Source organism: Pseudoalteromonas sp. S1610 (assembly GCF_005887465.1).
GTDB lineage: Bacteria > Pseudomonadota > Gammaproteobacteria > Enterobacterales > Alteromonadaceae > Pseudoalteromonas > Pseudoalteromonas undina.
Genome location: NZ_PNDI01000002.1, coordinates 23,608 through 46,902 on the forward strand (window position 1 = coordinate 23,608; position 23,295 = coordinate 46,902).

Annotated in this window: 20 protein-coding genes; all 20 read left to right on the top strand. The window is 36.9% G+C overall.

The genetic code is table 11. From position 1 onward, the window contains the following. The first annotated feature begins 3 nt into the window (after positions 1 to 3). The gene (gene wecB / locus CWB77_RS01205) at positions 4 to 1,137 is read left to right on the top strand and encodes a non-hydrolyzing UDP-N-acetylglucosamine 2-epimerase (RefSeq protein WP_055011799.1); all 1,134 of its coding nucleotides are present in this window, start codon (positions 4 to 6) and stop codon (positions 1,135 to 1,137) included. 33 nt (positions 1,138 to 1,170) lie between these two features. Continuing rightward, a complete protein-coding gene (gene wecC / locus CWB77_RS01210) occupies positions 1,171 to 2,421 on the top strand; it encodes a UDP-N-acetyl-D-mannosamine dehydrogenase (RefSeq protein WP_036982954.1) in 1,251 nt (416 codons plus the stop codon). 11 nt (positions 2,422 to 2,432) lie between these two features. After that, positions 2,433 to 2,975: a serine acetyltransferase gene (locus CWB77_RS01215; RefSeq protein WP_055011801.1), complete on the top strand. Its 543-nt coding sequence runs from the start codon at positions 2,433 to 2,435 to the stop codon at positions 2,973 to 2,975. Then, a complete protein-coding gene (locus CWB77_RS01220) occupies positions 2,965 to 4,122 on the top strand; it encodes a VpsD family glycosyltransferase (protein ID WP_235575565.1) in 1,158 nt (385 codons plus the stop codon). The genes CWB77_RS01215 and CWB77_RS01220 overlap by 11 nt, the downstream gene beginning before the upstream one ends. Next, a complete protein-coding gene (locus tag CWB77_RS01225; protein WP_055011912.1) occupies positions 4,115 to 5,527 on the top strand; it encodes a lipopolysaccharide biosynthesis protein in 1,413 nt (470 codons plus the stop codon). Before CWB77_RS01220 ends, CWB77_RS01225 begins: the two co-directional genes overlap by 8 nt. Continuing rightward, on the top strand, positions 5,524 to 6,732 hold the full coding sequence (locus tag CWB77_RS01230) for a VpsF family polysaccharide biosynthesis protein (RefSeq protein ID WP_055011803.1): 1,209 nt from the start codon (positions 5,524 to 5,526) through the stop codon (positions 6,730 to 6,732). Before CWB77_RS01225 ends, CWB77_RS01230 begins: the two co-directional genes overlap by 4 nt. Positions 6,733 to 6,846: 114 nt before the next feature. Beyond that, positions 6,847 to 7,341 carry a serine O-acetyltransferase gene (locus tag CWB77_RS18735; protein ID WP_055011804.1) on the top strand — a complete coding sequence of 165 codons (495 nt, stop codon included), beginning with the start codon at positions 6,847 to 6,849 and terminating at the stop codon, positions 7,339 to 7,341. 102 nt (positions 7,342 to 7,443) lie between these two features. Further along, positions 7,444 to 8,778 carry a phenylacetate--CoA ligase family protein gene (locus CWB77_RS01240; RefSeq protein WP_055011805.1) on the top strand — a complete coding sequence of 445 codons (1,335 nt, stop codon included), beginning with the start codon at positions 7,444 to 7,446 and terminating at the stop codon, positions 8,776 to 8,778. A gap of 1 nt (position 8,779) precedes the next feature. After that, the gene (locus CWB77_RS01245) at positions 8,780 to 9,856 is read left to right on the top strand and encodes a glycosyltransferase family 4 protein (protein WP_055011806.1); all 1,077 of its coding nucleotides are present in this window, start codon (positions 8,780 to 8,782) and stop codon (positions 9,854 to 9,856) included. Between the two features lie 2 nt (positions 9,857 to 9,858). Continuing rightward, complete coding sequence (locus tag CWB77_RS01250; protein WP_055011807.1) at positions 9,859 to 11,052, top strand: glycoside hydrolase family protein; 1,194 nt, start codon at positions 9,859 to 9,861, stop codon at positions 11,050 to 11,052. 15 nt (positions 11,053 to 11,067) lie between these two features. Then, positions 11,068 to 11,796: a WecB/TagA/CpsF family glycosyltransferase gene (locus CWB77_RS01255; RefSeq protein WP_054200728.1), complete on the top strand. Its 729-nt coding sequence runs from the start codon at positions 11,068 to 11,070 to the stop codon at positions 11,794 to 11,796. 2 nt (positions 11,797 to 11,798) lie between these two features. Continuing rightward, positions 11,799 to 12,791, top strand: a complete 993-nt coding sequence (locus CWB77_RS01260; RefSeq protein ID WP_055011808.1) for an acyltransferase family protein — start codon at positions 11,799 to 11,801, stop codon at positions 12,789 to 12,791. Between the two features lie 366 nt (positions 12,792 to 13,157). Beyond that, positions 13,158 to 15,356 (top strand): choice-of-anchor A family protein, encoded by a 2,199-nt coding sequence (locus tag CWB77_RS01265; protein ID WP_138620946.1) that lies wholly within the window; start codon positions 13,158 to 13,160, stop codon positions 15,354 to 15,356. A 110-nt stretch (positions 15,357 to 15,466) separates the two neighbouring features. Next, positions 15,467 to 15,865 carry a hypothetical protein gene (locus tag CWB77_RS01270; RefSeq protein ID WP_055011913.1) on the top strand — a complete coding sequence of 133 codons (399 nt, stop codon included), beginning with the start codon at positions 15,467 to 15,469 and terminating at the stop codon, positions 15,863 to 15,865. A 188-nt stretch (positions 15,866 to 16,053) separates the two neighbouring features. After that, on the top strand, positions 16,054 to 17,457 hold the full coding sequence (locus tag CWB77_RS01275) for an undecaprenyl-phosphate glucose phosphotransferase (protein WP_055011810.1): 1,404 nt from the start codon (positions 16,054 to 16,056) through the stop codon (positions 17,455 to 17,457). Further along, positions 17,441 to 18,655 (top strand): outer membrane beta-barrel protein, encoded by a 1,215-nt coding sequence (locus tag CWB77_RS01280; RefSeq protein ID WP_055011811.1) that lies wholly within the window; start codon positions 17,441 to 17,443, stop codon positions 18,653 to 18,655. The genes CWB77_RS01275 and CWB77_RS01280 overlap by 17 nt, the downstream gene beginning before the upstream one ends. Then, positions 18,652 to 19,173 (top strand): polysaccharide biosynthesis/export family protein, encoded by a 522-nt coding sequence (locus CWB77_RS01285; RefSeq protein WP_055011812.1) that lies wholly within the window; start codon positions 18,652 to 18,654, stop codon positions 19,171 to 19,173. The genes CWB77_RS01280 and CWB77_RS01285 overlap by 4 nt, the downstream gene beginning before the upstream one ends. Positions 19,174 to 19,197: 24 nt before the next feature. After that, positions 19,198 to 21,405: a GumC family protein gene (locus tag CWB77_RS01290; RefSeq protein ID WP_138620948.1), complete on the top strand. Its 2,208-nt coding sequence runs from the start codon at positions 19,198 to 19,200 to the stop codon at positions 21,403 to 21,405. Positions 21,406 to 21,416: 11 nt separating this feature from the next. Continuing rightward, positions 21,417 to 22,145 carry a tyrosine-protein phosphatase gene (locus tag CWB77_RS01295; protein WP_138620950.1) on the top strand — a complete coding sequence of 243 codons (729 nt, stop codon included), beginning with the start codon at positions 21,417 to 21,419 and terminating at the stop codon, positions 22,143 to 22,145. Next, positions 22,138 to 22,851: a VpsP family polysaccharide biosynthesis protein gene (locus CWB77_RS01300; RefSeq protein WP_138620952.1), complete on the top strand. Its 714-nt coding sequence runs from the start codon at positions 22,138 to 22,140 to the stop codon at positions 22,849 to 22,851. Before CWB77_RS01295 ends, CWB77_RS01300 begins: the two co-directional genes overlap by 8 nt. Positions 22,852 to 23,295: the final 444 nt, after the last annotated feature.

Sequence of the window (23,295 nt, forward strand, 5' to 3'; positions counted from 1 at the left end):
ATCATGGCTATTAAAGTATTAAGTATTTTTGGTACGCGACCTGAAGCAATAAAAATGGCGCCGCTAGTGAAAGGGCTAAATGAAGCAGAAGGTATTGATGCAAAAGTATGTGTTACTGCCCAGCATCGTGAAATGCTTGACCAAGTTTTAGACCTTTTTGAAATTGTACCAGAGTACGATTTGAACATTATGAAACCGGGTCAAAGCTTATATGATGTAACAACAAATATTTTGTTAGGTCTAAAGCCTATTCTTGAAGAGTTTAAACCAGATTTAGTGCTTGTTCATGGCGATACCAGCACTACTTTATCTGCAAGTTTAGCGGCGTTTTATCAGCAAATTCCAGTGGGGCACGTAGAAGCAGGTTTACGCACAGGCAACTTAAGTTCACCATGGCCAGAAGAGGGTAACCGCAAGCTTACTGGTGCTATTACAAAGCTGCATTTTGCACCAACGCAAACATCGCAGCAAAACTTACTCAATGAAGCGGTAAGTGCTGACGATATCGTAATTACTGGTAACACCGTTATTGACGCATTATTACAAGTGGTTGATAAAGTAAAAACCGACAGCGCTTTAATTTCAACTCTAAAAGCTAAATTTCCAGAACTCGATGAAACTAAAAAGCTTATTTTAGTTACAGGGCACCGCCGTGAGAGCTTTGGTGGCGGTTTTGAGCGAATTTGTGAGGCATTGGTAGAAATTGCAACTGCGCACCCAGATACACAAATTTTATACCCAATGCATTTAAATCCTAATGTACGCGAACCAGTAAATCGCATATTAAAAAATGTTGATAATGTGCATTTAATCGAGCCGCAAGACTACCTACCATTTGTGTACTTAATGAATCAAGCTCACATAATCGTAACCGACTCAGGTGGTGTTCAAGAAGAAGCGCCAAGCCTAGGTAAACCAGTACTTGTTATGCGTGACACCACAGAACGCCCAGAAGCGGTAGAAGCAGGTACAGTTAAACTAGTAGGCACAGATAAAGCTCGCATAGTGAATGAAGTTAATAACTTACTCACTAACGCTGAAGAATATCAGTCAATGAGCCGTGCACATAACCCTTATGGTGATGGTAAAGCGTGTGAACGTATTGTGGCTAAAATTAAGCAACATTTTAAAGATTAAAATAAAGTTTAAAACTTTTTCAAGGATTTAGTAATGACAATTAAAACAGTTTCAGTTGTTGGTTTAGGCTACATAGGTTTACCAACTGCGGCGGTTATTGCATCGCGCGGTATGAAAGTAATTGGTTTAGACGTAAGCGAAAAAGCAGTTAATACCATTAATGCCGGTGAAATACACATAGTAGAGCCTGATCTCGACATAATAGTTCGTGGCGTAGTATCTACTGGTAACTTAAGAGCGACTACAACGCCAGAAAAAGCCGATGCGTTTATGGTAGCTGTACCTACACCATTTATTCACAGCGAAAGTGGTAACCACAGTGCAGACTTAAGCTATATTGAATCGGCTGCAAAAATGATTGCCCCAGTGCTTGAAAAAGGTAACTTAGTTATTTTAGAAAGCACCTCACCTGTAGGTGCAACGGAGCAACTAGCCGCTTGGTTAAGTGAAGCGCGCCCTGATTTAACGTTCCCACAAGATAAAGGTGATGCCGCCGACATCAATGTTGCTCATTGCCCTGAACGTGTATTACCTGGCTATGTATTACAAGAGTTAGTGTCAAACGACCGTGTAATAGGTGGTATGAGCAAAGCATGTAGCGAAAAAGCCGTTAAGTTATACGAAACTTTCGTGCGCGGCGAGTGTATTATTACCAATGCTCGTACTGCTGAAATGGCTAAGTTAACCGAAAACTCATTTCGCGATGTAAACATTGCCTTTGCCAATGAATTGTCAGTCATTTGTGACAAATTAAAAATTAATGTGTGGGAACTTATTAAGCTTGCTAATCGTCACCCGCGTGTAAATATTTTAAACCCAGGCCCAGGTGTTGGCGGCCACTGTATTGCGGTTGATCCTTGGTTTATTGTTGCAAGTTGCCCAGACGAAGCAAAAATAATTAAACAAGCACGCTTAACTAACGACGCAAAACCATTTTACGTAATTGAAAAAGTAGCAAAAGCTGCTGATGAATTTAAACGTCCAGTTATTGCGTGTTTAGGCCTTTCATTTAAAGCCGATATTGACGATCTTCGTGAGAGCCCGGCATTAAATATTGTTGAAGAATTAGCAGCAAAAAATATTGGTGAAATACTTGCTGTAGAGCCAAATATTTCAGAGCTACCGGCCAACCTAGCAGATAAAAATGTCAGCTTAGTGTCGTTAGAAAGCGCACTAGAGCAAGCAAATGTCGTTGTAGTATTAGTTGATCATAAACAATTTAAAGCTGCAGATAAAACAGAGTTTGCATCAAAAGTTGTTATTGATACTCGCGGTATTTTGTAAGGCTAACATTTATGACTCCTTTTGAGCTTATAAAATGTGATTTGTATCGGAGTACCGCAAGGTACTCCCATAAATTATTAATAAAAAACTTAATCAATAATAACCGTTCTTTTAAGTACACTTTTTGGTGGAGGCTAACTCAGTCTAATAACCTATTGATTAGGACATTAGCAAGGCTTATGCATTTAACCTTATCTATTAGGTATCAAATACAAATACCTAAAGAAGCAAAAATTGGTCCTGGGCTCAATTTAGGTCATGCTACTGGAATAGTTTTAAGTCCAACAGTTGAAATTGGAGCTAACTGCAATATTAGTCAATTTGTAAATATTGGAAGTAACCATGGGAAAGCTGCCTCTATTGCAGATAACGTGTATATAGGTCCTATGGTTTGCATAGTCGAAAATGTTGTCATAGGAAATAACGTCACTATTGGTGCTGGCTCTGTGGTTATTAAGGATATACCTGAAAATTCAACGGCTGTTGGTAACCCTTCTCAAGTAGTCAACCAAAATTATCCTGGCCGATACATTATGAATAAACATGATGAATAAAAAACATGTAGTCCTATTAATGCCACTTTCTACTTATGAGTGGGGTAGTATCAACTATGGCGGAGTGGATAGTGTATGCCAAATGTTTGCAGAATATTTGGTTAACCATGATGACGCTAACTTTAGGTTTACTATTATCGGGCTCGACCCGCAGAGTAAAACCCCTTTCACTGGTGATGTTATTCGTCTATCAGATAATGTTGATTTTGTTTGGCTGCCTGCATCAAGTAAGCAAATAGGCTTTAAAATCCCCGGCATTATTTGGCAAAATTGGCATGTTCGTAAGTTATTAAAAACTTTGAACCCTGATTTAGTGCACACCCACCTTTGGAGCTTTTTGATAGGAAGTGGTTTTAGAGGGAAATCGGTTGTTACAGTTCATAGCTATAAAAAAATAGCTCGGCGTAATGTGGGGTTGGTTAATAACTTTTTATATGAAAAAGCAATACCACGGTTAATAAAGAAACGAAATGATAATGTTGTTGTTGTTGGCAAACAGCTACAAAGTGCAATTGCTGCAGATGGGTTTAAATCTTTAGTAGTTCATAACCCAATAGATCAAGAATACTTTGAAGCTAATTACGTCAAACATCAACGAAAAGAAATAAAGCTTGTTACGTGTGCGTTGCTAACACCAAGAAAGAAGGTGGAAGATTCAATTTCTTTACTAGCTAAATTAATTAATGACGGCATTGATTCCTCATTAGCTATCATTGGGCCACATGCTGATAAAGGCTATACAGAGCAACTGATAAAACAGGTAGCTTCGTTAGAATTAGAAAACAAAGTAAAATTTATGGGTAAGTTAAATAAAACCCAAATTGTACAACAATATCTTAATGCTGATGTAGGTATTTTTACTTCTAGTGAAGAGACCTTTGGCTTAGTACCTCTAGAAATGTTAGCAGTTGGATTGCCTCTAATAACAACTGAGGTTGGAATACTTGAAGATGAGAAAACTTTTTTTGATAAAATGGGTGTTTTATACCTATCTGATACGATAACCCCTAACCGTATCAAAAATTTAATTGCCAATCATAATGTTAATGAGTCTAAAAGTGAACTTGAAGTAAAATTTAATATTGCATCTGTTTTCACGCAATATATTGATTTATATAAAAAGTGTAGTGAAAAAAATAATGATTAGCTCGTTACTTAAATATGCTCCAGTGCAAATTTTTGCTGCAATTAGTGTTTTTGCATTAATTAGTATTCATACCAAGTTATTAACTACAACCGAATACGGAATGTTGGCATTAATGCTATTAACGGTTGAAGTTGTAAGGGCGGTAGCTGCCCAGTGGATAAACTCTAGCATGCTGCGTTTACTTCCTAGTAAAAAAACAGAGGAACATAATAATTTTGCAGCGATTGCCAGCTCAATTATTTTTTGCTGCACATTGCCAGCTTTAGCATTAGTTAGCTTGGGGTTATATTTAACAGGTTTATTAACCTTATCTACGTTTTTAGCTACCTTTTTAGTTTTTTTAACTAAAGCCCTCTATCAGTTCTATCTTGAATTAGCCCGTATAATGGAGCGTTTAAACCAATATAGAGTTGCCGTACTTACTCAATCTATTATGGCTATAGTAATTACAGGCAGCTTGCTAGCTTATTCTCCTAATATCCTTTCTGCGTTATCAGCCCTTGCTTTGAGCTACATAGCTGCAGGTTTAGTTGTTTTTAAACCGCTTAAAATCAGTATTAATAAACTTAAAACTGCAGACGCTCAGGCTATTTTCTCTTATGGCTTACCGCTTATGGCCAGTGGCTTAGTTGCAGCAATATCAAGCCGGTTAGACCGCTACTTCATTGCCGACTCATTAGATTTAGCACAAACAGGTATTTATGCTGCTATATCAAATATTTTATTAGGAATTGGCGCACTTATTTTTATGGTAGTAGCCTTACCAAGTTATCCTGAATTAACAAAAAAAATAAACGATAAAGCCGCTTTGTACAAAGCCCATGGTGAATATTTAACTTTATTATGTTTAATTGCAATGCCCGCTTTAGTTGGGTTTTGTATTTTAGCCGAGCCTATAACGCACCTATTGCTTAGTGAAGAATATTTATCACAAGGTTCTACTATTATTTATATTTTATGTTCGGGGGTGTTTGTTTTAAATTTGAAGGGACATTATATAGACCATGGTTTACAGTTCTCTTTAAACACTAAATACCTGCCAAAAATTAGTGTTTTTTCATTAATTTTAAACCTGTCATTATTAGTTACTTTGATTCCTCCTTTTGGTTTGATAGGTGCAGCGAGTGCTTTTTTAATTGCTAATATTATCGCATTGGTTATGAGTCTATGGTTATCACTAAGAAAAGGGTATAAATACACTGTACCGTTGCAGGTATATAAAATTCTACTTTCAACTGTGTGTATGGCCATATTCCTACCAGAATTACGTGTTCATCATTTTGTGATAATTAATATGCCCATAGTAAATATTATTATTGATATCGTTATTGGTGTGAGCATTTTCTCATGTGTGCTTGCCTTACTGAATTATAAAAAATGTAAAGCATGGGTAATAAATAAATGAAAAGTGAAAGTATTTATAAAGTAATGATGTTCACTTTTTTGACAGCTTTTATTTTTGGCGGCTATTTGCTAGAAAACATAGGTATAAAGTACGTATCAGAAGGCGGAAATCCGTTAGTTAAAATACATATTTCAACGTATATATTAATGCTAACCTTTGCTATCTTTACGCTCAGAAAAGGAATTCAAACACCTATAATTAATCTTAAAGAGCTAAGTTCAGCATGGCTAATTAGCTTACTGAGTATAATTCTTGTGATATTTTATGGTTTATATACCTCGGGTATGTCAGGTATAGCTTATTTGGTCAATACCATGATCTCACCACTTTTAGCTGTTTATTTATTATGTCAGTTAAGCACACATCATAAAGGTAAACTATTAAGCTTACTTGCTTATCTTTTATTTTTTAATGCCATGATTGCTATACTGGAATTTACGATAGGCAAAACAATGGTTAGTGTTGAGTTTGCAAGCTTTAGCTTTTTTCGGTCAACTGCACTCTTGGGTTTCCCTCTCAATAATGCATTAATCACAGCTGCGTTAGCCCCTATACTAATGAGTTATACTCGAATTCCTTATTTAATCTATTTTACCGTTGTAACTTTAGCTTTATTTGCTTTTGGAGGGCGAGCTGCCACTGCTATATTCATTTTCGGAATGTTGTTTTTAATTATGCCAAAAATACCTAGATTTATAAAATCAGGGTTTCATACATCAAAAATGCGTTTTGCGATAATCCAAGCGCTCGCTTTTTTTGCGTTCATTTTTACAACATTAATAATTACTTTAACTCCAATTGGTGCTCGAATCCTCAGTAAGTTGCATATTGATAAGAGTGCTGAAGCACGTTTTAACGTATATGTTTTGTTAGATGAATTAACCCCTATTGAATGGGTATTTGGAGCATCGTCTGCATTTAAGCAAAATATTGATTTCTACATTGGAATAAATGTGATTGAAAATTATATCATTGGTTGGGTTGTTAATTTTGGACTTATTGGCACGTTTTTACTTGTTTTCACTTGCTATAGCATACCATCAAAATTGATGACAAGAAGTAATATAAAATTAAATGTTGCCTTAATTGTATTTATTTTAGTATCAGTGACCAACAATGCATTAACGACTAAAACGCCAGCTTTGTTATTTTTATTTAGCGTAATGTACCTTTCCAGAGCAATAGAAAGTAAGACCAAAATATAGCTCAGTATAAAATACAGGATGTCATTGTTAGCTAAAGTGGAAATATAAAGATAAGAGATATTTAAAGCAAAATTTTTTAGAAATTTATACAATTTAAAATGATGAGGTTAAATAATGCCCAATGCAATACTGTTATATAGAGTCTCCAGGTGGCTTTATTTAAGAAAAGTCCCTTTATTACCAAAGCTTATACAGTTAATGATTTTCCTGTTTTATAATTCTAAATTACCTGCTAGTGCGGATATCGGGAAAGGTTCTTTTCTTGTGGTTAAAGGTATTGGGGTAGTAATTATTGATAACGCCAGAATAGGAGAGCGTTGCAGGATTGGTATTGGTTGCAAAGTCGTTGGTAAGGGACCTTATAAGCGTGTTCCTAGTATTGGAGATGATGTTTTTCTTGGTCCAGGCTCTGTAATCGTAGGACCAGTAATAATTGGTAACAAAGTAATAGTCGCTCCAAATTCTGTAGTTACAAAAAGTGTACCTAATGGATGCATAGTTGGTGGAGTTCCTGCAAAAATTATCGGGAATATAGACGAATTGAATTATGACATATTAAAAAACGAGAGTTATTTAGATGATGTAGCTCCATATATGGTAAAAAAATAAAACAAGACTTTGTCAAGTAGACAGTCATGTTTAATCTTATGTAATTTAATTGTATTTTGCGATCTCTAGCAATTAAACCTGATATTTAAAGGAATAGTATTGATGTTTACGAGTAAGGTATACATAAAAAGCCCTATTTTCATTCAAAACATTTTATTAAGTAGTCGTGCATTTATACGTAAAAAACTTAGGGAAAATAATGATTGCGAAAAGCTTACTCAAAAGTTACAAGCTCATGAATTTAACAGTGAATTGCTGAAACAGTATAGTGATGGAATGCTCAGCGATGTAGTTACAAATGCAAATGAGGCTGTTGATTACTACATAGGGACTGGAACAGATATAGAAAAGTACCCATATATCGATAAATCTACAATTAATAGCCATAAATATGAGTTTGTGTCACCTCAAAAAAGAGGCGCTGTAATTAATGGCGCAACGAGTGGCACAACAGGTGCTCCACTAGTTATCCCGCAGAATATGCAATCAATAATTACTGAACAAGCTTTCGTTAGCAGAGGCTTAGCATGGGCTGGATTTAAAGAGGGTGATAAGCGAGCATGGCTCAGGGGCGATATTATTGTACCACTCGAACAAAAAAAAGCGCCATTTTGGCGTTACTCCTATTTTGAAAATATGATTATGCTTTCATCCTTTCATATGGCACCTGCTAACTTGCAGTCATACATAAATACAATGGTTAATTTTGGTGTGCAAGTTATTCAAGCCTACCCCTCTTCTATAACCACGTTAGCTAAATACTTAGAAGTGAGTAATCAATATTACCCAGGAGACTTAAAGTCGATTGTTACCTCATCAGAGTCTTTATCAAAAGAAGACAAACATCTAATTGAAACACGCTTTAAATGTACTGTTTTTGATTGGTATGGATTATTTGAGCGTGTAGCTGCTATTGCCAGTTGTGAGCATGGGCGATATCACATTTTAACAGACTACGCTCATGTAGAATTATTGCCTGCCGGAAAAACTGAATCAGGTCAGCAACGTGCTGAAATTGTAGGTACTAATTTTAATAATTCACTTTACCCATTAATACGTTATAAAACTGGTGATCATGTTGTATTGTCTGATGAGCCAAATTGCCCCTGTGGTCGTGTTTTTCCAATTGTTGATTCTATAGAGGGGAGAATTGGAGATTATCTCTTAGGTGAGGATCGGCAAAAAGTGTATATATTAAATCATATACCAAAAGGTGTTGAAGGGTTATTGGGTTCACAGTTTGTTCAGAAAAAAGATCTGAGCATTGATGTTTTGGTTGTAGTTGATGGGGCGTTATTTAATAAGACTCAAGAAGATAAATTAATTTCGAATACAAAAGAAAGATTAGGTGTGTCCATTAAAGTGAATGTAAAAAAAGTTGATGCAATTCCAAGGACTAAAAACGGTAAAGTAAAGCAGGCTATAAGAGAGTTTTAACGTGAAAAAATTAATAAATCTAACAATAGCCACAGATAAAAACGGACAAGGTGGTATTGCAACAGTTTTAAATGTTTACGAAAGCGAAGGTTTTTTTTATGACACAAATTCAGAGCTTTTAGTAAGCCATTCAACCAATACTAGGTTTGGCATGGCAGGCCAACTATTCAATTATTTACTTTGTATTATCAAGTTAGTTTCTAAATTAATAATATATGACGTTGGCGTAGTGCATATTCATATGGCTTCTAGAGGGAGTTATGCAAGAAAGTCATTGCTAATAAAGCTGATTAAATATTTTAATACAAAAATTATTTTGCATTTACATGGAGCTGAATTTAGAGAGTTTTATAATAATGAATGCTGTGAATCTAAAAAAGCACAAATAAGAACAACCTTTAACTCTGTAGATAAGGTTATTGTCTTATCTACTCAGTGGCTGGATTGGCTTGATACTATATTAGACGATCGTAAAAAAGGAGTTGTAGTTTATAATGCCGTTCCTAAATTAGAGATAGAAAAAGAGAAAACTAATAACTTTAATTTTGTATTTTTAGGGCGGTTGGGTGAACGTAAAGGTGTATCCGATTTAATAAATGCTTTCAATGGTGTTGTTAAAGAGTATCCATACGCTAGATTGTTGCTTGGTGGTGACGGCGAGATTAAAAAATATCAGAAAATGGTTAATGAGCTAGGTCTAGATGAATGCGTTGAGTTACTTGGTTGGGTTGCTGGCGATAAAAAAATTAATATTTTAAAGCAAGCTGATGCATACGTGTTACCAAGCTATAACGAAGGCTTCCCAATGGGAGTGTTAGAAGCAATGTCATGTAACATACCTGTTATTGCTTCTACTGCAGGTGGAATTCCAGATGCCATTACAAATAATATTGATGGCTTACTGATTAAACCTGGTGATGTTGGATCTCTAAAAATGGCAATGAATAGGTTAATTGAGTTTCCTGTAGAAACAGAAAAAATGAGAGATGTTGCAAAAGAAAAGTTTTTAAATAACTTTAGTCCTAGAGTAATCATTCCAAAGCTTAAATGTATTTATAAAGAGCTGGGAGCAATTTAGTAATGTTAGATAGCAACTATTGCAAAAAACTATTACTTAATAAGGCAAAAAAAGGGAATTATGCTGGGCAAGACCCATTTGATGGGCTCAATAGTAAGCTATTTGAATTAACTCCTCGATTTAAACAAGGCATTGTAGGGCTTGCTTGGATTCAGCTGCATAAACGTTTAGCTATTAACTTGCGACCATTATGTGCTGTGCCCAAAAAGCGTAACCCAAAGGGTATTGGTTTATTTATTTTAGGTTTATTGGAAGACTATAAAGCAACTAATGAGCAAACTTATTTAGATGAAGCGATAAAGCTAGCTGATTGGTTATTGACCCAGCAAAGTGATAAATCTATTTGGCAGCATAGCTGTTGGGGTTACCACTTTGACTGGAATGCTCGTGCTTTTTTTGTACCTAAAGGTAAGCCAAATGTAATTACTACTATTTATGTTGCTCAGGCTTTATATGCATTAAGTGAAATCACCAAAGACAAAAAATACTCAGATCCTGCAATTGATAGTGCACATTTTATTGTAAAAACATTATATAAAGAATGTGATGGTAGGCAGTTTTTTGGTTACATACCGGGTGAAACTGCATTTGTACATAATGCTAGCCTTTGGGGCGCTGCATGGGTTGCAAAAGTTGCCGTGCTGACTAACAACCAACATTACAAACAGCTTGCTTTAAATGCAGCAAGGCAGTCGGTAAGCGAACAGGGACTTGATGGCTCATGGGTATATGGTGCTCGCCATCATCATCAGTTTATTGATGGCTTTCATACCGGTTATAATCTAGAGGCACTTCGCTTACTGAGTGATGAATTACAAACTGATGAGTTTGAATCGGCAATTGCAAAAGGTCTTACTTATTATAAAACACATTTGTTTGAGCAAGATGGCACTGCAAAATATTACAATAATAATCGCTACCCACTCGATATGCACAGTGTTTCGCAAGCTGTTTTTACGTTATTAAAAGTAGGTAAAACGCCAGATGACTTTATACTGGCTGAAAAAGTAATTAACCGTGCTATTCAAACCTTATATATGCCTAAAAAGCAGCGTTTTATTTATCAAAAAAATAAGTATTTTACCAATAAGGTAGACTATGTCCGTTGGACACAAGCATGGGTATATTATTCGTTTGCTTATTTTAATAGACAAAAATTGAACAGCGCTAAAAATGCAGTTATTGAACAACTTTAAAAAACGGACTCAACAATGAAACGTATTGAATTTTTAAAAGCACCCATGGATATTGCCACTATGCAAGAGACGGTGTCTTTTATTGAAAGTAGAATTGAGCAAAAGCAGTTTTTACAGCATGTTGTGGTTAATGTAGCCAAAATAGTAAATATGCAAAAAGACCCTGTTTTAGCTGAGTCGGTTAAAGCGTGTGAGGTAATTAATATTGATGGTATGGGTGTAGTGTTCGGTGCGCGTTTTTTAGGGCACGATGTGCCAGAGCGTGTAGCGGGAGTTGACTTATTTCATGAATTATTAGCTATGAGTGCCAAGCGAGACTTTCCTGTGTTTTTATTGGGTGCCACCGAAGAAGTAGTGAGCAAAACAGCCGAAGTCGTTAAAGCACAAAACCCAAATTTAAACATAGCAGGTTATAACGATGGCTACTTTTGGGATGATGAAGAAGCCGTGGTCACTAAAATACGTGAATCGGGCGCTAAGTTATTATTTGTTGCGATTACCTCGCCTAAAAAAGAAAACTTCATTAATAAATGGCAAGACAAGCTTGGTGTTGACTTTGTAATGGGGGTTGGTGGTACGTTCGATGTTGTAGCAGGTAAAGTAAAGCGAGCACCACAGTGGATGCAAAAGGCCGGTTTAGAGTGGCTATATAGGGTAATTCAAGAGCCAGGCAGAATGTGGAAGCGCTACTTAGTTACAAATTCAAAGTTTGCGTATCTTTTGATAAAAGATAAGTTTTTTTAATTATGACGCGTATAAATTATATTGATAACATGAAGGCAATAGGAATTATACTAGTTGTACTTGGTCATGCAGCTTGGTTGAATGAAGATGTATATACTTTAATATATTCATTTCATATGCCGCTTTTTTTCTTTTTATCTGGTTTTTTAGCATCATCCAAGCGAGAAGTAAAACAGTCATTGATTAAACTATTCCAGCGTTTAATATTACCATTTACTTTCTTTTTTCTTATTTCCTATCTATTTTGGCTACCACTGAACATTCTTGGTGATGGCCAAGCCAGTAAAATGCAGTGGTTTGATCCTCTTAGTCGTTTAGTTACATCCAAGGCTGATAGTTTTCACATTAATGGGGTTCTTTGGTTTTTCCCTTGTTTAATCATTATTTCATTAGCTCAGGTTATATTTTTTTCTGCATTGAAGCCAATATATAGTTTCGTGATCATTTCAGGAATGCTTTTATTAATGCTATTAAGCAACGAGCTAATTTCGGAAAGGTGGTTTTGGTCTATAGATTCTGCTGTTATTGGTATGTTTTTTTATCAACTAGGTGTTCTAGTTAAAAGAGTTAACCTTTTAAGTTATGCAGTATTTAACAATGAGTTTAAAACTTATTTGATTTTGTTATTTACCATTCCAATTTTTTATTATTTAGCGCTATTAAATGGCCGTGTAGATATAAGAGAGTTAAAGTTTGGTGCTTTCCCTCTTTTGTTCCCCCTAATTGCTTGTTTAGGAATATTTATATTATTTTTGATTAGTAAAAAACTCAAACCTAGGCCAATCTTCCAATGGCTGGCAATTTCTTCAATAGTGATATTTCCGCTTCATTTAATTGTTTTTAGGTTTTTACATAAAATCGAAGTTAAGATTATTCCTAATATTTGGTATTTGTTTGATTTGCTTCCTTATCTAAATACTTGTATAGCTATTTGTTGCTTGGTTTTTGTTTTTAGGTTCTTAAAATCTAAGACACCGAGACTTATTGGTTTATAAACTTTAGTCAATCGGGAATTTTGACAACAGTTGTTTTATTCCCATATCTTCACTTATAAAATAGTAAAATCATTTTTCTGGTTGAATCTCCTCACTTTTACTTTCTTGGTTAACATTTATTTTACATTTACTGGTTATTAAATCCTAATCCTTGTTTGTTTATGTAATTTCATACTTTGTAAGTCATTGATTTTAATTTCCAGTCCCTTATTGAGGTTCAAAAGTTGGTACTTTTGTAGTGTTTTTTGTTCCTTTTAATTTTATTTGTGTATATAATGTTCACCAAGCGCTTGATGAATTAACTTTCATTAAACAAATGACTCAAACTTGGTGCCTATAATGCACTTTTCATTTTCGAGGGAAAAAATGACTAACTCATTACTTAAATTTAAAAAGATAAGTGCAGTGATCGCACTTTCTTTAGCCAGCTCTACAACACTGGCTGCAGACTTAGGCGTAGCCAATAATTTTTCAGCATTTGTTTTTGACGATTTTAAATCGCACTTTGGCCGCGCTGATGGTGCAATTGCCGCCGGTGAAATTGATCTTCAAGGTTATAGCGTAGGTTATACTCGCCCTTACAATCGCGATGAATACTATTTAATTAGTGAATCAAGCATAAAATTTAAATACGGCCGCCAATATGTAGGTAGTATGATTGCTGGTGGCGGTACTGACATTCATTGGGGTGTACGCTGGGGTATGGAGTGGGGTTCTAAAATCCTTTCTAACCAAGATGAATCGGCCATGCCTTTTAACTTTGATGAACAAGAAGAGTATTACAAAAGTTTAAGCGCCGAGTTAAACCAGTTAAACCAAACAGGTACAGTTTACCGCAAATGGGGTGGTTTATACCTACAAGGTGACGGAAGGTCTGATAGACAAGTGTTTAATATTGATGGCCGTGATTTTGCCCGTGCTCATACCTTTAAAGTATGGGGTATACCAAGCGATGCAACTGTAATTTTTAATATCACAGGTGGTGCTGATTTACATGTGCGCGGAAAAGGTTTTTGGCATTTACGCCGCCACGCAAGTAAAACCGTATTTAACTTCCCTGATACGCAAAACCTTAATATTAAAGGTAACCGTTGGGAGGGTGTAATTCTTGCCCCTTACGCTGATATTAAAGGCGCTTACGGTACGGCTAAAATGCCAATTATTGGCCAAAGTTTTAAAGGCTCTATGGCATTGCTAGGTGGTGAATTCAATGGTGATTTACCATCAGTTGCTGAGCCTATCGCTCCATTTGCAATGCAGCAAAAATGGCAGTGGAACTCAAGTGAGTTTATGCCTGAGCATGTTCAAGTAATTACTACCCCGATTGTTGCTCAACTTAACGATGATAACGGCGATGGCATTATTGATAACAACGATGTGGCTGATGTAGTCGTTGTTGCATATGACAAAAGTACAAATGCACCTGGAGTAGTGCGTGCACTAAGCGGTATCGATGGCTCAGAGATTTGGACTTACGAGAATGGTGCTGTTTTTAGCGATTCACGTAATTCAATTGCTGCTGCAGATTTAGATGGTGACGGTGTTGTTGAAATTGTTTTAAACGACTATACATCACCAGTGGTTCAAGTTGTTAACAACTTAGGGCAAGTGAAAAAAGAGCTTACAAAATCGGGCAAACCTTTAGGCGCTGTTACATTAAGCGATATTAATAACGATGGCGTAGTAGAAATTGTAACAGGCAATAATGTATTCAGTTACGAAACTGGCTTGCTCTACACTACTAATTGGTCTGCTGCTTCAACAACTTTTGATGCTGATAACAACGGCACTCAAGAAGTACTCGCGGGTGGTGGCTTGTATGATTCTTATGGTGCACAATTATGGCAATATGGTGAACCAGGAGCTATGTGGTTTAGCTCAATAGTTAATTTAGATAACGATTTTTCACCTGAAATTGTAATTAGTAATCCAAGTAACAAGCTTGAAGATAGTGTATTTGCTGTACTTGAGCATAATGGAAATGTTAAGTGGCAAGTAACTAATCCTGATAACTTAGGCGGTGGTGTACAAGCGGTATCTACATTCTTAGGAACAAAAGATTTAGGTATTGTTTACGCAGGTTACACAGCAGTTGATATGTATAACGCAAACGGTGATTTAGTATGGACTGTTGCCAATGATGATGAATGGAGTGGTAAAATTGGCGTGAGTGCTTATGACTTTAATGGTGATGGTATTGATGAAGTAATTGTACAAGATCACTACAAAGTAAGAGTGTTAAATGGTGTTAATGGTGAAGTATTATCGACAGTTGCTAACTCATCAGGAACGCTTTGGGAATACCCAATTGTGGTTGACCTAGAGGGCGACGATAATGCAGAGCTTGTTGTTGTATCAAATAATACTGATTCTAGATATAGCATTAACAATGGTGTCACTGTGTATGGTGCTGCTGATAACAGCAAACCTTGGAAAAATGCAACTCGCATTTGGAACCAGCACTCGTACCACCAAACTAACATTAGCCAAGATGGTAAGGTACCAACATATGAACTACCAAGTTGGTTAAATAACAATACTTATCGCTCTAGTACGCTTAAATAAAAAGTACTTTTAGCAAATAAAAAGCCAATTAAGTTTTAATTGGCTTTTTATTATTAAATAGTTGTTTAAAATAATTGGCAATTAATAATCATGTTGCATTTGAGGCTTTTTTGTCGAACTTAAAGCAAGACCCAGCTATTAGAAGTTTACTCGAGCGAATGCCTAAGAACATTCAAACTACGTTTACTGATGAACAATTAGCGCATTTAAAAATAGCCATAGGTGCTAGGCAGTGGGGTAATCATGCTGTTGATTGCAGAGGCGTAGTTAAGTTTTTTAAATACCGTTATTACTATGTTTTTTTAGCGGGGCGAAACAGGCGCGAATTAAGCATAAAAGAGCAAAAAATAGCAAGGTTTACTCAAGCAATAATTTTAAGTTTGGTAGTCACGTTTACTATTTTATTTACCTTGCTGGTTTTATATTTGATTAAGTCAGCATTGGGAATTGATATTTTTGATGGATATTCGTTTGGGGTTTGGAGTTGGTTTAAGGGGTTATTTAATTAAACTTAAATAAAATGTGAGTATTCTTTTTGATACTTAATAACAAGCAAGAGTTTACTAAAAGATTTAAACATGAATTTTAGTACTTTTGTCGGAATCAGTAATTGAACAAAATTGGCTAATACTATATTATCCCCGTGGATTTTGTGAGGTGCTACTCACACTGAATTAGCTATAAGGAATTAAGCAAAATGACATCTCCAAGGACTTTTAAACCTTCAGGTTCCTCTGATGCCAATTTTTACCGATTATTTGATATATTTGCGTTATTTTTAGCTTTTCAGTGCGCAGCCTTACTCTACAGTTTTAAACTCACTCCTATTTATGCTGCCTCTGCATTAACTGTTGCCCTAAGCTATTTATACAGTGCTGAGCTGTTTTCTACCTATCGCTCTTGGCGTGCAGGAAAATTTAGAACAATGGTAATGTGTGCATGGGGTAGTGTGCTTATTGCTTTTGCGTTTTTATTAGTTGTGTCTTTTGTATTTAAGTTTACCGAGTCACTTTCTCGTGTTGGTGTGGTTATTTGGTTTTTACTAAGTGTGGCTTATTTGTACATTTGGCGCTTAGGGGTTTATTGGTATAAACGTAGCCGCCGTAAATTAGGGCTATCGCAACGCAATGTGGCCATTATTGGTGCTACTGAGTCTGCTGCTTATTTACATGCTGAAATAGTTAAACACGATGAGCTTGGGTTTAACTTTAAAGGTTTTTACGACGACAGAAGCCCTGAGCGTTTATTTGAACAACTTGAACAGCAGGGTGTTGAGGGCGGTATACAAAGTGCGGTAGATGCTGCTCGCAATGGCGAAATAGACATACTTTATATTGCGCTGCCTATGAAAGCGCAAAAACGTATAGCCGACATTTTATTGCAGTTGGGCGATACCACAGTAGATGTGCACATAGTGCCAGACTTTTTACTCTCAAATTTAATACATGCTCGCATTGAGCATGTTGGTGATGTAGATACATTAAGTGTGTTTGAAGCACCTTGTATTGGCACTCACGAATTTATAAAGCGGACAGAAGATATAGTTGTTTCGGCTATTATTGTTACCTTAATCACCCCATTATTATTGATTATTGCTGCCGCAATAAAGTTGACATCTAAAGGGCCTATTATTTTTAAGCAAGATCGCTATGGCTTAGATGGGCAAAAAATAAAAGTGTGGAAGTTCCGCTCGATGACGGTGACTGAAAACAGTGACGTGGTGACTCAGGCAACTAAAAATGATGCCAGAATTACTCCGTTAGGTGGCTTTTTACGCCGAACTAGCCTAGACGAACTGCCGCAGTTTATAAATGTTTTAAAAGGTGACATGTCTATTGTTGGTCCAAGGCCCCATGCGGTTGCCCATAATGAAGAGTACCGAAAAAAAGTAGAATTTTACATGTTTAGGCATAAAACCAAACCGGGTATTACCGGTTGGGCACAAATAAACGGCTGGCGCGGCGAAACCGATACACTTGATAAAATGGCCAAGCGAGTTGAATACGACTTACATTACATTAAACATTGGTCTTTATGGTTTGATGTAAAAATAATTTTTATGACAATTTTTAAGGGATTTAAAAGTGAAAATGCGTACTAATACAATTACCACTTTACTCGTTGCGTTAGGCTTATCAGCACCTGCATTAGCAGTAGAATTACAACCAGGCAGTGTAATGACTAAAGACGGCGCTGAGATTACACCTACGCTACAACTAGGTGTGAGCAGCAACGACAACTTTTTTATGACGCCGTCTGCCACTCAGTCACGTTTAATATGGAATATAGCGCCGAGTTTAAATGCATTGATTGAAGACGGCCCAGACAGTTATAAATTTGATATTGCATCAAGCACGTCGTTTCATAATAAAGACACTACCGATAACTTTACCCAAGTTAATGTGGGTGCCGGCGTACATAAAGAGTTTACTAGCCAACACCGATTAGATGTTACTGGCGATGCCGACTGGTTGTACGAGCAACGTGGTGGCGGATTAACTGAAGGTCAGGGCAGCGCACTAGATGAGCTTGTAAATTATCAGCAACAAAACCTAACTGCCCGTTATGAATATGGCGCAGAAAGTTCTAAAGCTCAGGTTGCTTTAACGGCAGGTTATTATAACAAAAATTACCAAAATTTTACGGCCATATCGCAGTACCGTGATTACGATAAACCGATGTTGGGTATTACAGGTTATTATAACACCCAAGCAGGTACGCGTGCCTTTTTAGAAATAAAGCAAGAAAACTACCAATACGATGTAATTGATTCAAACGGTATTACCCGCGATTCAGACGACGTAAAAGTATTATTAGGTATGGAGTGGGAAGCTACAGCCGTTACTACTGGCTCGTTTAAAGTGGGTTACCAAAATAAAGATTTTGAATCAAACTTGCGCGATAACTTTAGTGGTTTAAGTTGGGAAGCTGCTGCAGTTTGGAAACCTCTTACTTATTCATCACTACAGTTGGTTACTAGCCGTGCCGCTAAAGACCCATTACTAGAAGGCGACTACATTCGCGAAAGTGTTTATGGTGCAACTTGGCAGCATGATTGGAGCGAGTATTTAAGCTCTGTAGTAAGTGCTAATTATGTTGACCAACAATATTCAGGTAACTTAAACCGTAAAGATAAAGTTAAAAATGCGCGCCTTGGTTTAAATTACTTAGCCAGTAACTTTGGTATGGTAACCGGTTATGTTGATTTTATTGACCGCAATTCTACCCAAACTAATATTGAATTTGACCGCGTAATTGTTGGCCTTAACTTTACATTTGCATTAAAGGGAAATGAATGAAGGTTAAAATTTTAACGGGCTTAATTTTATTGCTGAGCTTTGGTAGTTTTGCGAACGATTCGCAAAACTACATTTTAGGTGCGGGTGACAAAATAGAAATTAAAGTATTTGGCCAACCAGACTTAGATGTAACCTCACTGCTTGGTAATAGCGGTGAGATTAACTACCCATTTTTAGGTAAGGTTAAACTTGTGGGTTTAAGTGTTTCGCAAGTTGAGCAAACAATAAGCGAAGGCCTGCAGCCGGACTATTTAGTTAACCCTAATGTGTATGCGCAAGTTATAGAGTATCGACCTTTTTATATTCATGGTGAAGTTAAAGAGCCAGGCGCTTACCCTTATCAACCTGCTATGACGGTAAATCAAGCAATAGCATTGGCCGGTGGATTAACTGAACGCGCCTCGGTTGATAAAATATTTATTTTTAAAGAGCAAACCAAACAGCAGCAACAAAAAGGTAGTTTAAACAGCCAAATTGCAGCGGGTGACACCATAAAAATAGAACAGCGCTTGTTTTAAGCAGTTTAAGGCAGTAATAATAAAATGAATACACTATCTGAAAAGCCTAGCAACAACGAGGAAGTTATTGATTTAGGTGCTTATCTTAATGTTATTAAGCAAAGTAAATGGAAGATTTTAGGTTTTGCTATTGTAGTTACATTACTAACTATAATGGTTGCGTTAACTTTAGTGCCTAAATATGTAGCTACAGCCACTTTATTAATTGAGTCGGAGCAAACCAAGGCGGTGAGTTTTGACGAAATATACGGCTTAGATTCTACTAAAAAAGAATATTACTTAACTCAATTTGAAGTGATTAAGTCAAACAGTATTGCTCGTGAGGTTATTACTAAACTCAACTTAAAAGAGCATACCGACTTTATTGCTAAACCTTCACTTACAGGTGAGTTAAAAGGCATGGTTAAGCAGCTGTTACCTTTTTTAAATAAAAAAGAAAGCTCAGCTCTTAGCGAAGAAGAGCAAGCAGAGCGAGAAATGTTAGGTTTGCTTGCTGTATTCAAATCGCGTCTGCGTGTCTCTCCTATAATGAAAACGCAATTAGTGCGTGTAAGTTTTGAGTCTAGTGACCCTAAGTTAGCTGCTTTGGTGGCAAATACGGTGGGTGAAGTTTACATTGAAAGCCAAATGCGCGCTAAAATGGGTATTACCCAGCAGGCATCTAGCTGGTTAAACACGCGTTTATCTGAATTGCGTATACAACTAGATAGCTCTGAAGTGCGCTTACAAGCTTACCGAGAAGAACAAAAGCTGGTTGATATTGAGGGCATAGCAGGGCTAGTAACTCAAGAGCTAGAGCAAACCTCAAAACAGCTAGTAGATGCTCGTGCGACTAAAAATAACCTTGAAAGCATTAACCGTGTTATTAACGAATATGGTAACGATAACATAGAGTTACTTGGAAGCATGCCTGAAATTACCTCGCATCGTGTTGTACAAGATGTTAAACGCGAAGTTGTTTTGGTTGAGCGTAAGGTAAGTGAGCTTAGTGAGGTTTATGGACCAAAACACCCTAAAATGATTTCAGCTAAGGCTGAGCTTGCAACCGTAAAAACCAACCTTAATAAGCAAATTAAAGGGTTAATTACCGGTATAGAAAAAGAGTTAAATAGAACTACGAGAACTGTAAATGCGCTTGAGCGAGATTTAGCTAAAATTCGTGCTGAATATCAAGATATTACCCGCAAAGAAACCCAATATAACCAGCTTAAACGTGAAGTTGAAACAAACCGTAATATTTTTAATACCTTTTTATCTCGTTCTAAAGAAACTGAAGTAACCAGTGACTTTAGCTCAGCTGCTGCGCGCTTTACAGACCGGGCTTATGCACCAAAAGACCCAAGTAAGCCTAATAAAAAGCTGATTGTTATTTTAGCCTTTGTTGCCAGTTTTGGTTTTGCGGTGGTAATGACTTTTGTTTTTGATGCCTTAAACGACACAGTTAAAAATAAAAATGATGTAGAAAATAAACTCGCACAGCGCATGTTAGGATTATTGCCGCATGTTGCAGTTCCTAAAAAGAGCTATTTTCCTATTCATGCTTATTTAGAAGATACTTATCGCCGCTTTGCTGAGTCGGTTCGTACATTCCGCACTAGTTTACTGTTAACTCATCTTGACCGAGCGCATCAGGTTATTGCGGTTACCTCTACCTCCCCAGGGGAAGGTAAAACCACCACCTCTGCTAATTTAGCGATGTCGTTGGCACAAATGGGCAAAGTACTACTAATTGATGCCGATTTACGTAAACCAACGTTAGCTAAACGTTTTGATATACCGGTATTTCACCCAGGTTTAAGTAATTTAATGATTGGTACTGAGCAATTAGCTGAGTGTGTTCATGTTGACACGCAATCGGGTGTAACAATTATGCCAAGTGGGCAAATACCATCTAATCCACTTGAGTTGTTGTCAAGCCCACGCTTTGAACAATTGCTTAGTGAGTTAAAAGCGCAGTACGATCATATTATTGTTGATACACCGCCTACGCAAGCAGTAAGTGATGCATTGGTAATTGCACAAAGTGTTGATTCGGTTGTTTATGTTGTTAAATCAGACATTACCCGTATTAAACCAATTACAGCGGGCCTTGAGCGCTTATTTGAAGTAAAAGCTCACGTTGCTGGTGTGGTACTAAACAAGGTAGATATGAGTAAATCTAAAGATGAGCATAGCCATGGTTACTATGATTATTACGATTACTCACAGCAACCTGAAAAGCCACAAGTGTAATTAAGTAATTTATGATTGATATTCATACGCATATTTTGCCGGGTATTGATGATGGCGCTAAAGATTTAACAGAATCTTTAGCGCTTTTAAAATTAGCCGAAAGCGATGGCATTACTCATATGGTGGCAACGCCACATATATATGTGGGCCGCTTTAACAATGTGACTGCTCAAATACAAAACGATTTAGAAAGTTTAAAGCTAGAGTCACTTAAAGAAGGTATTAATGTAAAGTTGGCTGCCGCTGCTGAAGTACGTTTGGACATAGAGCTTATGGCAATGGTGATGGCTAATAAACTGCCTTTTATTGGTAAAATAGCAGACAAAAACGTGTTGCTATTAGAGTTACCGCATTCACACATGCCGCAAGGTTACGATAAGTTTATTCAGTGGCTCGCTAAACAAAATATACGCGTTATTATTCCGCATCCTGAGCGTAACCGCGATATTCAGTCAAACCTTTATTATATTGAACACTTAAAGCAGTTAGGCTGTGATTTTCAGCTAACGGCATCGAGCATTGAGGGTGAGTGGGGCGAAAGCGCACAAACTATAGCGTTACAAATGCTTCAAGATGGTTTAGTGAATTATGTTGCCTCTGACGCTCATTCAGTAAAGCGCCGACCGCCTATTTTAAGTCAAGCTAGGAAAACAGTAGCGCAGTTATTAGGTGAGGAGCGGGCTACAGCGCTTTTTGTAACTAACCCGCTGCAGCTAACCGAGTACTTATTTAATGACTAAATTAAACATGGTCAAGGTAGTGCCTGCTGTTATTTTAGCCCTAATAGTGCTTGTAATTGCTTATACTAGTATGCAAAGTATGCGAGCAAATGCGTGGTACTTTAATGCACTTAATATTGTGCAAGAGTCGGATGGTGCTTTGTCTGGCTCATCGCTTCAAGCGGCAGAAAATGCGATTACATTGGCTACGAATATGGATCCTGACCATCCTCATTATTGGCACTTTTTAGCCCATATAAAAATGCTAGGTTTAGCCGGTATTGATACCACATCAAGTGAGCAATCAGATAAAGTAAAGCAAACATACCAACAAGCTGAGCAAGCGCTGTTAAAGTCGGTTGAGTTAAGGCAAACCTGGGCACTAACCTGGATAAGCTTGGCGCAAGTTGTCAGCTATCAAGAGGGGCCTACCGAGCGGGTATATAATTATATTCAGCAAGCTAAAAAAGTTGGCCCATATAAGTTAGATGTTCACTTAGGTATTATTCAAATTGCGTTAATGCACTGGAATAAGCTACCCCCCACCTACAAAGCCCTTTATGTGAATGAGCTAAAGTTAGCCTCTAAATACGGCTATAAGTTTAATAACATTTTTAGTATGGCTGAGCAAATGAATCGCTTGCCAATAGTGTGTTTATCGCTTCAATTTGGTTCTCATTATGAGGCGGTTAGAGGCAGTTGGTTGTTTAATAAATACTGTGGTTAAAATACGCGCTTCGGGTTGCTAGCTTCGAGTAATCGGCGTCGAGCAACGGGCCTTGAACCTCGCACCTCCTTAATTTGGAACTTTAACCTTTTTTTGAACCACAGAGAATACCGAGGCGCTTCGCACTATACGGAGAAAAAGCTTCAATTTTGGAAATCTAATAACTAACAACAGTTCTTTAATCTTTGTCTTTAATTACTTTCTCTGTGTGCTCATACCCTCTTTGGTAAATAAATCACTAAGTTCTTATTGTAATATAGGGCTGGTTGAGTGATTAAGCTCGTAACCCGATCCCCGAAGCCCGTTAACTTTTGTCTAGACAAAAAAAGACCCAGAGCTATAAGGAACTCTGGGTTATAGAGGGGCTCACATGTGAGCCCTGCGCTAACTAAAGACACTTTCAGATTCTTAGGGAGAAGAAGAAAGTTATTTAAGTATAGTCAA